The sequence below is a fragment of the Exiguobacterium sp. s22 genome, from assembly GCF_018617455.1.
Lineage (GTDB): Bacteria > Bacillota > Bacilli > Exiguobacteriales > Exiguobacteriaceae > Exiguobacterium.
Genome location: NZ_JACSKD010000002.1, coordinates 272,222 through 286,862, shown reverse-complemented (window position 1 = coordinate 286,862; position 14,641 = coordinate 272,222). Strand labels below are relative to the sequence as shown.

Genomic DNA, 14,641 nt, shown 5'->3' with positions numbered 1-14,641 from the left:
ACTTATTGTTTGACCGGTACGACCGCACCTTTGTATTCGTCCAAGATCCACTGCTGTGTCTCTTCAGACGTCAATACTTCGAGGAGTGCTTTGACGCGCTCGTCGTCTTCGTCCCCTTCACGTGTAACAATCAAGTTGACGTATGGTGAATCTTCCCCTTCGAGTGCAATCGCATCTTCAAGTGGGTTGAGACCTGCATCAATTGCATAGTTCGTGTTGATGAGGACCGCATCACCTTCTCCGTTCTTGAATGCCGTCGGAAGAAGTGCTGCTTCCACATCTGTTTTGAACTTCAAGTCTTTCGGGTTGTCAACGATGTCAGCGACTGTCGCATCGACTGTTTTACCTTCCGCAAGTGTGATGAGACCCTCTGATTGAAGCATCGTGAGGATGCGTCCGTGGTCAGCCACTGATGAGCTCATGATGATTTCTGCACCTTTAGGAAGTTCGTCGAGCGATTTGTATTTTTGTGAGTAGACACCGATCGGCTCGATATGAACGCCACCTGCGGATGCGAATTTGTAGTCCTTGTTCTCAGCCATTTGTGATTTGAGGTATGGCTCGTGTTGGAAGTAGTTCGCATCGAGTTCCCCGCTCGCGAGTGTTTTGTTCGGAAGCACGTAGTCTTGGAACTTCTTGATTTCAAGTTTGTATCCTTTTGCCTCATATTCTTCTTGTACGTGCTCTAAAATTTCAGCGTGCGGTACGTTTGACGCACCAACAATCAATGTTTTGTCATCGCCAGAACCTGTCTCTGCTTCTTCCCCGCCACAAGCCGCAAGAACCGTGAATGCTGATAATGCTGTCAATCCAAGTACTGTTTTCCAAGTTTTCATCATGAATCCCTCCAAATGGTATATGTGTAATTATGCTGAACGTTTATCAATCTTCGTGACAAGTCGGTCCCCGATAAATTGGATGACGAACACGATGATCAAGATGAACACCGTCGCCACGAACGTGACGTCGTTTTGTGAACGTTGGAATCCTTCTAAGAAGGCCAAGTTCCCGAGTCCACCACCGCCGACAACTCCCGCCATCGCCGTATAACCGACGATTGCCACGATTGTCACCGTGAGTCCCGACACGATTGCCGGAAGAGCTTCCGGAATCAAGACTTTATAAATGATCTGCCATTTCGTCGCTCCCATTGACTCGGCCGCTTCGATGACCCCACGGTCGACTTCACGAAGCGCAAGTTCGACCATACGGGCGTAAAACGGTGCCGCTCCAATGATGAGCGCTGGAAGCGCCGCCGTCGAACCGAGCATCGTACCGAGTAGGAACAACGTAAATGGGATGAGTAAGATAATTAAAATGATGAACGGGATCGAACGGAACACGTTGACGACCGCGCTGACAAAAACGTAAATCGGACGATTTTTCAATAAAAGTGATTCGTTTGTAATATAGAGAATCAACCCTAAAGCGAGTCCGATCACAAACGTCGCCACACCTGCGACGAGCGTCATATAGAGCGTCTCCCAGGTCTGTTCCATCATGATTTGCCAGTCTACGTTAGGAAACATCGCTTTCCACCTCCACTTCTACGGATTGCGAACGAATCGACGTGATGGCACGTTCGATTTCACTTGCTTCCCCAATCAGTTGGATGAATAGCGTACCGAGCGCACCTACCTGTGACTGGGTCACGTTTCCGCCGATGATGTTGAATCCGATGTCATGCGTTTTGAGGACGTCAGACAAAATTGGTTGTTCTGCCGTCTCGTTCAAGAATTTCAATTTGACGATTTGACCGCTCGGATACCGTTCTTTTAAGTGTTCGAACGTAAGTGACATGTCATCCACTGCTCCGATTTGCTTGACGAATTCTTTCGTGATCGGTTGCTCCGGATGTTGGAACACGTCCGAGACTTGACCGGTCTCAACGACTTTTCCGGCCTCCATCACGGCGACACGGTGACAAATCTTTTGGATGACATGCATCTCATGCGTGATGAGGACAATCGTCAATCCGAGCTTCTTATTGATGCTGACGAGCAGTTCGAGAATCGAATCCGTCGTCTTCGGGTCGAGCGCGCTTGTCGCTTCGTCACAGAGGAGAACCTCTGGATTCGTAGCGAGCGCGCGGGCAATCCCGACTCGCTGTTTTTGACCGCCCGATAATTGCGATGGATAGCTATCCTCGCGACCAGCCAAGCCAACGAGCTCGACGAGTTCCTGGACGCGTCGTTTCCGCTCACTTGCCGGAACCCCGATCAGTTCGAGTGGGAAACTAATGTTTTCTGCGACCGTGCGCGACCACAGAAGGTTAAAGTGCTGGAAAACCATCGAGACGTTCTTGCGAACTCCTCGTAGTTCTTTCGGGCTAAGCTTCGTGAGCTCACTCCCGGCGACCTCGATTTCACCGCTTGACGGTGACTCGAGACGGTTGAGTAATCGGATGAGCGTCGATTTTCCCGCCCCCGAATATCCGATTATTCCAAAAATTTCACCGCGATCAATCGTTAGTGATACATCATCGACCGCCTGGACACGACCATTTTTCGTATCGAACCATTTGGCGACGTTTCGTAATTGAATCAATACCTTTCCCTCCTGACAACAAAAAAAGCGCGCACGTTTGAGCAAACGTGCGCACTTTATCGTACGGACAACGATTGCTCTCATCTGTCAAGGTTTCTCACCTTGCTGGAATTAGCACCATTTCGGATTGCTCCGCGGTTGCTGGGCGTCATAGGGCCAGTCCCTCAGCCTCTCTTGATAAGAGTGTTGTGTATTCGATTAGCTTTATCATAGCGACAGCTTTTTCTGCTGTCAAACCCTTTTTTCAAAAAAATAAAAAAAGGTGCCGTCCGAGGACGACACAGAACGTAGCACCTTGAGTCACGGAAGGACAGCCCATAGATGAAAATCTTTTGCCCGTTCAAGATTTACATCCTTATATGGGGGAGATTCACCAATCATCACTCGATCTTGGCTTGGACCGTGCGATTATACGGAACGTCTGTCTTCGCTTGATTTTTTTGGGGGACAATCGAAGGGAAGACTGACGTGTATTCGTATAGAGGTAGCAGCGGCTTCGCCAAAACGTCTTGATATCGGGAATATCGCGTCCTATTTTGTGTTCAAGTAAGATGTTGTAATGAACATACCATTCGTGAACTTTCTGTGTCAACTGATTATTTAAAATTTTCAGATTATTCTAATGTTCCTCTCTCACTTCACGAAAGAGAGGACATGTTGCACATTTTGAAACGCGTATAATCGATCTTGAACCTCGCCATTTTCAAGCTTCAACAGGGCGGGTACGCTCATCACTTGGTAGGCTTCTAACTCTTTTGGGATATAGTTCGCATCTCGCTTTTCGATTTTAATTTCAGGGTCGATCGCTTCGACAACCGTTAACATTTTTTCCGCCACAGCGCATGTACCACACATCGGAGCGTATATATATAAGAATCCGTCTGTAATCATTTTCCTCACCTCTCTTGTCATTATAATCATCGTTTGAGTCCCGTTCAAAAATCGTGCTCTCGTAAAAATTCAGAATTTTTCAATGATTCACTTGACTCTTTCTAAAGAGAGGAATAATATGGGTTCTAACTTTATCGCTTTTGTACATAACAGTAAAGAAGAAGGACAGGTGAATGAATGATGACGGAACCAACAACAGGTACTATGAAACAGTTCACGATGAACGTCTTAAACGGTCTCAGCATGGCGATTCTGATCGCACTCATCCCGAGCGCGTTGCTCGGCGAATTAACGAAAGCCATACTTCCGTATTTTCCGTCTCTTCAATTCATATTGGATGCGACGACGATTGCGATGCGACTCCTCCCGACCATAATCGGTCTTGCAGTCGCCATGCAGTTCGGACGATCGATTTTAGAGGCAGGAACGATTGCGATTGCAACGTATGTCGGTAGTGGCGCCGTTCGAATCGACGAAGGGGCGTTCGTGATGGCGGGCATCGGTGACGTGATCACAGCCGGTGTGACCGCTGCGATTGCTACGCTTCTTGTCATGAAGCTCGCTCCCCACTTGAAGACGTATACGGTCATTGTTATGCCGATGACCATCATTGTCGTTGCAGGAGGCATCGGGGCCTTCTTGTTGACGTACATCTCACAGATCACGACGTATATCGGTCTACTCATCATGACGATGACTGACCTTCAACCGGTGCTCATGGGGATCTTGATCGCCATGGCGTTCTCACTCATCATCGTCTCACCGATCTCGACTGTCGGGATTGCAACAGCCATCAGCTTGTCCGGTGTTGCGGCGGGTGCGGCGAACCTTGGCGTCGTCGCCGCTGGATTCGGTCTCGCGATTGCCGGATGGCAGGCGAACGCGACCGGCACATCGATTGCCCATTTCCTTGGGTCTCCGAAGATTCAGATGGCGAATTTTGTCCGACGTCCCATCATGATGCTTCCCATTTTAGCGAATGCGGCGATTCTCGGTGCGCTCGCTGGAATCCTAAAAATTGAGGGAACGCCAATTAGCGCCGGGTTCGGGGTGTCAGGACTCATCGGTCCGGTGAACGCCCTTCATCTCATGCCAGGTGGATTCGCCCTCTTCAACGTCCTGCTCGTCATCGTCTTGTTCGGACTGATTCCGGTCGCACTCGGAATCTTCTTCTATCGTGTGTTTGAACGGACGACACTCGTCCAATCCGATCATTACCGACTCGATTTCGAGTAAACAAAAAAGCCGGCTTCTCCATCGGAGAGGCCGGTTTTACTTATCCTTGAATCATTGCTTCGTATTCTTCCGCAGACATGAGTTTGTCGAGGTCTGACTCTTCCGTCAACTCGACTTCGATCATCCATGCGTTTTCAAACGGTGACTCGTTGACGAGTTCTGGAGAATCCGCGAGGTCCTCGTTCACTGCCGTGATGCGACCAGATACTGGTGCATACAACTCAGAGACCGTCTTCACTGATTCGACTGAGCCGAATGGCTCGTCGAGCAAAATCGTACCATCGACTTCTGGGAGTTCGACAAACACGATATCCCCTAGTTCGCTTTGTGCGAAATCCGTGATGCCGATGCGGGCTTTCGTTCCGTTCACTTCTACCCACTCATGTTCTTTTGAATAACGTAAATTTGCTGGTACTTTGCTCATCCTAACTTCCCCCTCAAATAAATTAGACTCACATCTGTATTATAGCACTTAGCCCCAAACGTCCGTAAAGGACTTTTCTGAAAATCCAACGGTCGTTTTTTCACCGTTTGTGACGATTGGTCGCTTCAAAAGCATACCATTGCTTGCTAATAGCTCAATTTGTTCGTCTTCTGATAGATTTGGTAACTTGTCCTTGATCCCTTCGTTCCGATAGACTTGCCCACTCGTGTTAAAGAACTTTTTGAGCGGTAGACCCGATTGTTTCCATAACTCAGCGAGTTCCTCTTTCGTCGGCGTGGATTCGACGATATGGACATATGTATACTCGATGCCTTGTTCCTTCAACCACTTTTCTGCTTTTTTACATGTACTGCATGGTGGATAGCCGTATAGTGTCACCATCTGTTCATCACCTCTCTTTTCAATGTAGCACATCTAGAGAATTCTATTCACGTCTCAAGCAACCGTTCAATCTCTCGTTTCATCGTTGGATTGACCTCATATCGCTCTTCGATAAAACGTAAGATTGCCGCTGCTGCGACGCCTGACTTGCCATATCCTAATACCCCGCCCAACAGGAAAGAAATCATTTTTGGATGTCTCGACTCGACCCGACGTGTCGGATTGAACGGGTCTCCATGTTCCCCCATCGCCTTCAACACGTTCTGAACGGCCGCGACCTGGACAAGTTCGAATCCGGCGAGCGTCTCGCCACGACGTTCCCGTAGCAAGCCGACATATAGGTTCGTCAACGCCTCTTCATAATAATAAGCCGCTGCTTCACGGGAAATTGCAAGATGTGGTGTTGCAAATACCTCAAGCGCCTCGTCACGTCGCCAGACGACACGTCCTGGCGTATAGGCGATGGTCGACAGTTCGTGCAGTTCAAACACGGCGAACTCGCCATAAATGCCGTCATGATACATGATCTTATGTCCGTCTCTCGTGTTTTGGAACTGATAGTGAAGCGGTTCGACCTCGAGCCAGTCGAGTCGGTCGATAAAGCGCGCCTTCTGCCCATCCTCGACAATCAAAAAGAAATCGAGGTCGGAATACTCATCCAACCGCTCCGTCTCTTGTCCGATCGAACCTAGTGCAAGCAACATAAGCGTTCCTTCGTGTGCGGCGACCGATTCCCCAATTCGTTCCATCCGGTCGAGTAATACATCTCGTTTTGTCATCGTCTCTCCCCCTCGTCTCTATTGTAAGTGGCAGAGCTCAAAAAAAGAAAGGGTCGACCGCGTCCGGTCCACCCTTTCTGTCCATTTGATTAGACGATAAACTTGTTCGCTTTGATGAGGCTCGCTGCGACTTCGCGCTTCGTCCCGATCACGTTGATCGGCTGATAGCGGCTGAACTTCTTCATTGCCGAGAGAAGCATACGCTGCTCGTCGCCAGACGCCGCTGCGTACAATACTTCTTTCGCCATGAGTTCGACTTGTTTGAATACTTGCTCCGCAAAGATTTCTGTATAGCGGACTTTGAGCGTGTTCTTCTCTTCGCCTGAACGGGCAATCGCTTTGTCTGTACGAGCGATGGCTGCTTCAAGCGCATAGATGGCACTGATCATGTCTGCAATCTTCGCCAAGATTTCTTGTTCGTTTTGAAGGTCTTGTTGATACTTCTGAACCGCTGTACCTGCGACCATCAAGTTGATCTTCTTCATGTTCGAAAGGAGCATCTTCTCGCGAGCGAGTGGTGAGCCGTCCAATTCTTGTGGCATGTAGCTCATGAGCTCTTTTTGAAGTTTTTGCGCTTCTGCGAGGAGCGGCAATTCACCTTTCATCGCTTTCTTGAGGAGCGTACCTGGGACGATCAAACGGTTGATCTCGTTCGTTCCTTCGAAGATACGGTTGATCCGTGAGTCACGGTAGAGGTTCTCGACTTCATACTCTGCCATGAATCCGTATCCACCGTGAATTTGAACGGCTTCGTCGACAACGTAGTCGAACGTTTCAGAAGCGAATACTTTGTTGAGTGAGCATTCGATTGCGTATTCTGCGATTGCTTGTGCGACTTTCGATCCGTCGCGCATGTTCTCGTCACCAAGTGCGTCCAAGCTGTCCTGGAACAAACCACCTGTACGATAGACTGAACTTTCCATCGCATAGATGTTCGCTGCCATCGTCGCCAATTTCTCTTGGATGAGTGGGAATTGGCTGATCGGTGTCTTGAACTGTTTGCGCTCGTTCGCGTATTGAACCGAGAGGTCGAATGCACGTTTTGAAGAACCGACTGCTCCGACTGCGAGTTTGTAACGACCGACGTTCAAGATGTTGAAGGCGATGACGTGACCTTTTCCGATTTCACCGAGAAGGTTGTCGACTGGTACTTCGACGTCTTCAAGGATGAGCGTACGTGTCGACGAGCCCTTGATTCCCATCTTCTGCTCTTCTGCGCCTGTTGAGACTCCTTTAAAGTCACGCTCGACGATGAAGGCACTGAACTTGTCGCCATCGATTTTCGCGTAGACGACGAAGACGTTTGCGAAGCCCGCGTTTGTGATCCATTGTTTCTCACCGTTCAAGACGTAGTGCGTGCCCGCTTCGTTCAAGACAGCTGTCGTTTTCGCACCGAGGGCGTCAGACCCTGAGCCTGGCTCAGTGAGCGCGTAAGCCGCGATCCATTCGCCTGTCGCGAGTTTTGGCAAGTACTTGTGCTTTTGCTCTTCTGATCCGAAGAAAACGATCGGGAGCGTCCCGATCCCAACGTGTGCGCCGTAGCTGAGTGCGAACGAACGTGCTTTCGCGAAGCGCTCCGTGATGATTGAAGATGAAATTTTATCGAGTTGGTAACCGCCGTACTCTTCAGGAACGTCTGCTCCGAGAAGACCGAGCTCGCCCGCTTCTTTCAACAATTCGACAGAGAGATCGAACTCGTGTTTCTCGATGCGCTCGAGGACTGGCATGACGCGGTCATCGACAAATCCAGCCGTCGTGTCACCAATCATCTTATGCTCATCTGAGAAATCCTCTGGTGTGAAGAGACGCTCTGCGTCGAGTGCGTCAATGACAAAGCTACCGCCTTTAATCAATTCATGTTCTGTACGTTCCATATCCGATTCCCCCTTAAAGTAATTCGAAGACACCAGCCGCGCCCATTCCGCCGCCGATACACATCGTGACAACCCCATACTTCTCATTGCGTCGTTTCATCTCATGCAAGATTGAGACTGAAAGTTTTGCTCCAGTACATCCGAGTGGGTGACCGAGGGCGATGGCGCCGCCGTTCACGTTCACTTTCGATGGATCGATGCCGAGTTCACGGATGACACCGAGTGACTGACTCGCGAACGCTTCGTTCAACTCGAACAATCCGACTTCTTCTAACTTCACGCCGGCCATCTCGAGTGCTTTCGGAATGGCGACGACTGGACCGATTCCCATCACTTCCGGACGGACACCGCCGACCGCGAACGAGAGGAACTTGGCCATCGGTTGCAATCCTTGGCGTTCTGCTTCTTCACGGTCCATGACGAGAACTGCTGCTGCTCCATCGGATACTTGTGAAGCGTTACCCGCCGTGACCGATCCTTTGATTTTGAAAGCCGGGCGAAGTTTACCGAGCGCTTCAATTGTCGAATCGGCGCGGACACCTTCGTCATGCTTGACGACTTTCTCCACTTCCGCGACTTTCCCGTCTTCACCGAGTACGTGCTCGATGACCGTCACAGGAACGATTTCTTCCTGGAACTTGCCACCTGCGATGGCTGCCGCCGCCTTTTGGTGACTGTTGATAGCAAATGCATCTTGGTCTTCGCGCGAGATGTTGTATTCAGCTGCGACACGTTCTGCCGTATGCCCCATGCTCATGTAGTACTCTGGTGCCGTCTCCATGATGTGTGGGTTTGGACGGATGACGTGACCACCCATCGGGACTTGGCTCATCGACTCCATACCGCCGGCGATGATGGCCGTCGCTTGACCAATCATGATTTTCGCCGCCGCATCCGCGATGGCTTGAAGACCTGACGAGCAGTAGCGGTTGATGGTGATCGCTGGAACTTCGTGCGACAGTCCCCCCCGGACCGCCGCATAGCGAGCGATGTTCATCCCTTGCTCCGCTTCTGGCATCGCACAACCCATGATGACGTCATCAATCGGGCCTTTATATCCTGAACGCTCAAGCGTTGCCTTGATGGCATATCCCGCGAGCTCGTCCGAACGTACGTTACGGAACGAACCGCGTTTTGCTTTTCCGACCGGCGTCCGTGCGCCGGCTACGATGACTGCTTCCCTCATCTGTTTTGTCCCCCTTTATCAGTTGCGTAGTGGTTTGCCTTTCACGAGCATATGTTGCATCCGTTGTTGTGACTTCGGCTCCCCGATGAGGCTCAAGAAGGCTTCACGCTCGATGTCGAGGAAGTACTGTTCGTCGACGAGCGTACCGTATGCCAAATCACCACCACTGATGACGTGTGCGAGTTTCTTCGCAATTTTCAAATCGTGCTCTGAAATATAACCACCGTAGAACATTTCGTACGCCGCGAGTTCGAGCGTCGCTTTCCCTGTTTGACCGACGACCGGTAACTTTTCACGAACCGGTGCCGTGTACCCGTCAGCCAGTTCAAGGACCGTCTGTTTCGCATCGAACGTCAAGTGGTCACGGTTCATCGAGATGCCATCGACCGCACGGTGGTAACCGAGTTTCTTCGCATCAAATGCCGACTTCGATACTTTCGCCATCGCAATGTTCTCAAATGTCTGTTGCGCAGCCTTCTCGATGTTTTGCATCGATTTTGGTGTCTGCTCAAGGAGACGACGGTACGTGTTGACGTTTCCGCCCCCACCAGGGATGAGGCCGACACCGACTTCGACGAGACCCATATATGTCTCAAGCGCGGCTTGCATACGGGCTGCCGGTAAGCTGATTTCCGTTCCACCACCGAGCGTCATTCCGTACGGTGCGGCAACGACCGGGCGACTTGAATAACGAATCTTTTGAACGACTTGTTGGAACTTGTTGATGATCCAATCGAGTTCGAACCAGTTCTCGTCTTCTGCTTCCATGAGCATCATCGCAAGGTTGGCTCCGACACAGAAGTTCTTGCCGTCGTTGGCAAGGACCATTCCTTTGAAGTCTTGCTCGACGCGGTCGATTGACTGTTCGATCATCTGCATGATGTCGACACCGATCGCGTTGTTTGGTGATGTGAATTCGAGTGCGACGACGTCATCGCCGATATCGACGAGGCGTGCCCCACCGTTCTCTAGGATGATGCCGTTTGATTTTGCGAGCGGTTTGAGTTTCAATTCTTTCGGGTTGACGGTCTTCTCGACATACGTCTTCGACGCTTTATCGTAATACTGGTCTCCCTTGTAGAATGACGTATTGCCTGCAGCAAGCATCTCATCGATCCATGCCGGGACGTCATAGCCTTCCGCTTTCATACGCTCGACTGATTTCTCCACACCGAGGGCATCCCACATCTCGAACGGTCCGAATTTCCAACCAAAGCCCCACTTCATCGCATCGTCAATCGCAACAATCGTATCGGCAATCTCACCAGTGAGACGTGCCGAGTAAGCGAGCGTCTTCGCCGTGATTGGCCAGAGCAATTGTCCGACGCGACCTTTGTTCAAGATGGCACCTTTCAATTTCGCTTTTGAGCCAGGAAGTGACTTGATTTGATCGAGTTCAGGACCTGTAATCGCTTTCAATTGTTCGTATTCGAACGTCTGAAGGTTCAACTCCTGGATGACCTTGCCTTCTTTCTTATAGAAGCCTTGACCGGCCTTTTGTCCGATCCAGCCTTTTTCGACGAGTTGCTTCATTTCTGAAGGGACGTCGAACGTGTCCTTCTCTTCCCCAGCTTCGAGCGTCTCGTAGACGTTACCCGCCACGTGGACGAACGTGTCGATTCCGACGACATCGAGTGTGCGGAATGTCGCCGATTTCGGACGACCGATGAGTGGACCTGTGATCGAGTCCATCTCTCCGATTGAAGCGTTTTGTTTGAGCATCTCTTCAAACGTGACGAGAAGACCATACGTCCCGATACGGTTCCCGATGAAGTTCGGTGTGTCTTTTGCTTCGACGACACCTTTTCCAAGACGGTCTTCCGCGAAACGTGACATGAAGTCGATGACCGGACGGGCTGTTTTCTCCGTCGGGATGAGTTCGAGCAACTTCAAGTAACGTGGTGGGTTGAAGAAGTGTGTGCCGAGGAAGCGTGATTTCAATCCTTCCGGAAGGGCACTTGCCATCGCTTCGATGGAGATTCCTGACGTGTTCGAGCTGAGAATCGCATCTTCACGGATGTAAGTTGCAATCTTCTCGAAGAGTTGTTGCTTCACATCAAGACGTTCGACGACGACTTCGATGACCCAATCCGCTTCTTTCAAACGCTCTAAGTCATCTTCTAAGTTTCCGACTTCGATGAAGTTGAGATGATCGGCTGTCGCGAGTGGTGCTGGATTTTGTTTCAATAGTTTTTGACGGTTTTCTGAGGCGATGCGATTGCGTACTTCTGGTGACTCGAGCGTCAACCCTTTCGCTTCCTCTTTAGCTGTCAATTCACGTGGTACGATGTCGAGCATGAGCGAACGAATCCCCGCGTTCGCCAAGTGAGCCGCAATCCCCGCCCCCATTACTCCTGAACCGATGACGACCGCAAAACGAATTGAGTTCGTCAAACGGAGGTCGGTTGATTGTTCGATGTGACTCGTCATAGTGTTCCCCCCTAAAATGAGAATGAATAGTGATTCATTTCACGCGTAAAAAAAATCGCAATCACCATCGTGTTTACTCTTCTATCATAAATGAATGAACATTCATTCGCAAGCGTTCATTTTTCAATTTCATTCCATTTTTTGAATGAGCGATTAGTTTTCAATGGGTGTGGTATAGACAAAAAGAGTCAAATTCAGAAAGGGGAATGTATACATGCGCGATAATCGTCTGAACACCGTAGGCAGTCGAAAAGATTTTGAGGCATTTAAAAAAAAGGCACAAGAACAGGCACACCAACCGGGAATCGATTCGAAAATGGAACCCTTCCCCATCTATGAACGGGAAGATTATAAAGGAAGTGACAAGTTAAAAGACAAGGTCGCCATCATCACCGGTGGAGATTCTGGGATTGGAAAGTCGGTCGCCATCTTTTTCGCCCACGAAGGTGCGAACTCCGTCATCGTCTATAAGGACCAGAACGAACTCGAGGACGCGGAAGCGACGAAAGAACGGATTGAGGACTTAGGTCAAGCTTGTCTATTACTTCAAGGCGATCTCGGAGAATCTTCTTTCTGTCAACGAGTCGTCGAAGAGACGCTCGAGACGTTCGGCCGGATCGACATCCTCGTCAACAACGCCGCCGAGCAGCATCCACAGGAATCGCTTCTCGACATTTCGGACGATCAACTCGAGAAGACGTTCCGCACGAATATCTTCAGCATGTTTTACTTAACGAAAGCGGCGCTCCCCTACTTAAAAGAAGGAGCGAGCATCATCAATACGACTTCGATCACGGCCTATGAAGGAAACGACCAATTGATTGACTATGCGTCGACGAAAGGTGCCATCACGGCATTCACCCGCTCGCTCGCCAAAAACTTGGCGGACAAGAAGATTCGCGTCAACGGGGTCGCCCCGGGACCGATTTGGACGCCACTCATCCCGTCAACGTTCGATGCGGAGAAAGTGAAATCGTTCGGGGACTCTTCCGGTATGAAACGACCGGGGCAACCGGCCGAACTCGCACCGGCCTATGTCTACCTCGCAAGCGATGATTCGACGTACGTCAGTGGTCAAGTCATTCACGTCAACGGTGGTACCGTGATTAACGGATAATAGGTGAGACTCAGCGATTGCTGGGTCTTTTTTTGTGCAGTGCGTCCTTTCGGCGCCCATGCTTTCAGCAGGCAATCCCGAAGCCTCCTCGCGCCGTTCCCGGCACTGCGGGGTCTTCGTCGGATTGCTTTCCTGCATGAGTCAGGGCGCCGACGGACCACTGAAAAACAATATGACCATCTACGTCGTACATTAAGTATACTAATGACAAATAGGTAAATATGGAGGCTAGTCAATGACAAACCCATACAATGATGATGCGTATGACGAAGAGCACGACGAAGATATTTTAGAGTTCGACCCGCATTTTGACCATGATGCTAAGATGGAAATCAATTTGAATGAATCAGGCGTCAACTTCGTCGGCAACGCTGAAGGCTATCTCGCCCTTGCGCGAATGTTTACATTTTTAGCGCAAACACATATGTCTATTCGAAGGGAAGAAAATCCTCCGCCTGACGTAAATACTTCCTACGGATATGGCCCGTACCATATGACTGATTTCATCCGAGAAGATTTCATTCAAAATAAACAGTATATATTCAATCCAGGTGCTCTACATGATGTGCATCCAGAAGAACATCAAGAACTTTTCTTTTGGCTGTCCGATCAAATCGGTCCAGATTTTTGGGTAAGTGAGGACGAGAACAACAAATCGTAACACCTCCGCTAGTTAGATGACCGAACGCATCGACGTGATCTATACATCAAAAAGCACGAACATCCTCGACGGACGTTCGTGCTTTTCTCATTTCTTCACCATGCCTTTTAACACGAACGCCACGTTTGCCGGGCGTTCCGCAAGACGGCGCATGAAGTAACCGTACCAGTCACGACCGTATGGCACGTAGACACGGACTTTGTATCCTTGGCGCACGAGCTCGAGTTGACGCTCGACGCGGATGCCGTATAACATCTGGAACTCGAACTGGTCGAGTGGAATGTTGTTCTCTTTGACGTGCTCGATGACGGCGTCAATCATATGGTCATCGTGTGTCGCGATGGATGCGTAGTTCCCGTTCGCAAGATGGAGTTTGACGAGCTTCACGTAGTTATGGTCCACGTCCTCTTTTTCAGGGAACGCGACCGTCGCCGGCTCTTTATATGCCCCTTTGACGATGCGGAGGTTCGGCTTGAGCGGCGCAAGATGATTGATGTCATCTTCCGAGCGGTACAAGTACGACTGGATGACCGTTCCAAGACCGTCAAATTCAGACTTCAGCTTTTTGAACAATTCGAGCGTCTTCTCACAGCGCTGCTCATCTTCCATATCGATGGCCACAAAGACCCCGACTCGTTGTGCGACCGTCAAAATTTGACGCATGTTGTCTTCAATCAACTCGTCCGAGATATCGAATCCGAGTGACGTCAGCTTGAGTGACATATAGGCGTCTAATTGCTCTTCTGCCATAATTTCAATCGCACGCATGATCTCGTCGCGATTCGTATTCGCCTCTTCGACCGTCTTAATAAATTCCCCGAGATGATCGACCGTGACCGACAACCCTTTCGCGTTCAATTCGCGAATCGTCGGGACAGAAGCCTTAAAGTCTTCCCCTGCTACAAAGCGTGATGCACCAAATCGTAGGCCATATTTCTTTGCCAAACTGTTGAGTGTTTTGTTTTGTGACATGTAGATAAATCCATCGCGCAACACTTTTTCCATCTGATTTTCCCCCTTACTTTTACACCCATCTATCTCTATGATGATGTCTGCAATTATTATGACACACAAACGTCATTTCGTCTGTATTT

General features: G+C 49.9%; 14 protein-coding genes and 1 riboswitch. Of the genes, 3 read left to right on the top strand and 11 right to left on the bottom strand.

The annotated features are described in order from the left end of the window. Positions 1-2: 2 nt before the first annotated feature. The 4 genes from KNO94_RS05245 to KNO94_RS05230 form a co-directional block, all read right to left on the bottom strand. Entirely contained in the window at positions 3-836 is an 834-nt protein-coding gene (locus tag KNO94_RS05245) for a MetQ/NlpA family ABC transporter substrate-binding protein (RefSeq protein ID WP_214741553.1), read from the bottom strand. Positions 837-866: 30 nt separating this feature from the next. Next, positions 867-1,529 carry a methionine ABC transporter permease gene (locus KNO94_RS05240; protein WP_214741556.1) on the bottom strand — a complete coding sequence of 221 codons (663 nt, stop codon included), beginning with the start codon at positions 1,527-1,529 and terminating at the stop codon, positions 867-869. After that, positions 1,519-2,547 carry a methionine ABC transporter ATP-binding protein gene (locus KNO94_RS05235; protein ID WP_214741558.1) on the bottom strand — a complete coding sequence of 343 codons (1,029 nt, stop codon included), beginning with the start codon at positions 2,545-2,547 and terminating at the stop codon, positions 1,519-1,521. The genes KNO94_RS05240 and KNO94_RS05235 overlap by 11 nt, the downstream gene beginning before the upstream one ends. A gap of 77 nt (positions 2,548-2,624) precedes the next feature. Next, positions 2,625-2,731, bottom strand: a riboswitch (SAM riboswitch). 449 nt (positions 2,732-3,180) lie between these two features. Continuing rightward, positions 3,181-3,438, bottom strand: a complete 258-nt coding sequence (locus KNO94_RS05230) for a thioredoxin family protein (RefSeq protein ID WP_214778024.1) — start codon at positions 3,436-3,438, stop codon at positions 3,181-3,183. Between the two features lie 180 nt (positions 3,439-3,618). On the opposite strand from KNO94_RS05230, the gene KNO94_RS05225 reads away from it, so the two are divergent. Beyond that, a complete protein-coding gene (locus KNO94_RS05225; RefSeq protein WP_251125827.1) occupies positions 3,619-4,674 on the top strand; it encodes a PTS sugar transporter subunit IIC in 1,056 nt (351 codons plus the stop codon). A 40-nt stretch (positions 4,675-4,714) separates the two neighbouring features. On the opposite strand, the gene gcvH is transcribed toward KNO94_RS05225, so the two are convergent. From gcvH to KNO94_RS05195, 6 genes are all read right to left on the bottom strand, one after another. Continuing rightward, a complete protein-coding gene (gcvH, locus tag KNO94_RS05220; RefSeq protein ID WP_012726861.1) occupies positions 4,715-5,098 on the bottom strand; it encodes a glycine cleavage system protein GcvH in 384 nt (127 codons plus the stop codon). Positions 5,099-5,146: 48 nt separating this feature from the next. Next, positions 5,147-5,500 carry an arsenate reductase family protein gene (locus tag KNO94_RS05215; protein WP_214778296.1) on the bottom strand — a complete coding sequence of 118 codons (354 nt, stop codon included), beginning with the start codon at positions 5,498-5,500 and terminating at the stop codon, positions 5,147-5,149. A gap of 47 nt (positions 5,501-5,547) precedes the next feature. Beyond that, complete coding sequence (locus KNO94_RS05210) at positions 5,548-6,279, bottom strand: hypothetical protein (RefSeq protein WP_214778020.1); 732 nt, start codon at positions 6,277-6,279, stop codon at positions 5,548-5,550. An 89-nt stretch (positions 6,280-6,368) separates the two neighbouring features. After that, on the bottom strand, positions 6,369-8,153 hold the full coding sequence (locus KNO94_RS05205) for an acyl-CoA dehydrogenase family protein (protein ID WP_214683894.1): 1,785 nt from the start codon (positions 8,151-8,153) through the stop codon (positions 6,369-6,371). Positions 8,154-8,166: 13 nt separating this feature from the next. Further along, positions 8,167-9,339, bottom strand: a complete 1,173-nt coding sequence (locus KNO94_RS05200; RefSeq protein ID WP_012726865.1) for an acetyl-CoA C-acetyltransferase — start codon at positions 9,337-9,339, stop codon at positions 8,167-8,169. A gap of 18 nt (positions 9,340-9,357) precedes the next feature. Next, positions 9,358-11,769: a 3-hydroxyacyl-CoA dehydrogenase/enoyl-CoA hydratase family protein gene (locus tag KNO94_RS05195; RefSeq protein WP_214778018.1), complete on the bottom strand. Its 2,412-nt coding sequence runs from the start codon at positions 11,767-11,769 to the stop codon at positions 9,358-9,360. Positions 11,770-11,983: 214 nt separating this feature from the next. Here KNO94_RS05195 and KNO94_RS05190 point away from each other — a divergent pair, with 214 nt between their 5' ends. Continuing rightward, positions 11,984-12,886 carry an SDR family oxidoreductase gene (locus KNO94_RS05190; RefSeq protein WP_214778016.1) on the top strand — a complete coding sequence of 301 codons (903 nt, stop codon included), beginning with the start codon at positions 11,984-11,986 and terminating at the stop codon, positions 12,884-12,886. 235 nt (positions 12,887-13,121) lie between these two features. Next, complete coding sequence (locus KNO94_RS05185; protein WP_214778014.1) at positions 13,122-13,547, top strand: hypothetical protein; 426 nt, start codon at positions 13,122-13,124, stop codon at positions 13,545-13,547. An 87-nt stretch (positions 13,548-13,634) separates the two neighbouring features. On the opposite strand, the gene KNO94_RS05180 is transcribed toward KNO94_RS05185, so the two are convergent. Continuing rightward, positions 13,635-14,552: a proline dehydrogenase family protein gene (locus tag KNO94_RS05180; RefSeq protein ID WP_214778013.1), complete on the bottom strand. Its 918-nt coding sequence runs from the start codon at positions 14,550-14,552 to the stop codon at positions 13,635-13,637. Positions 14,553-14,641 lie beyond the last annotated feature (89 nt).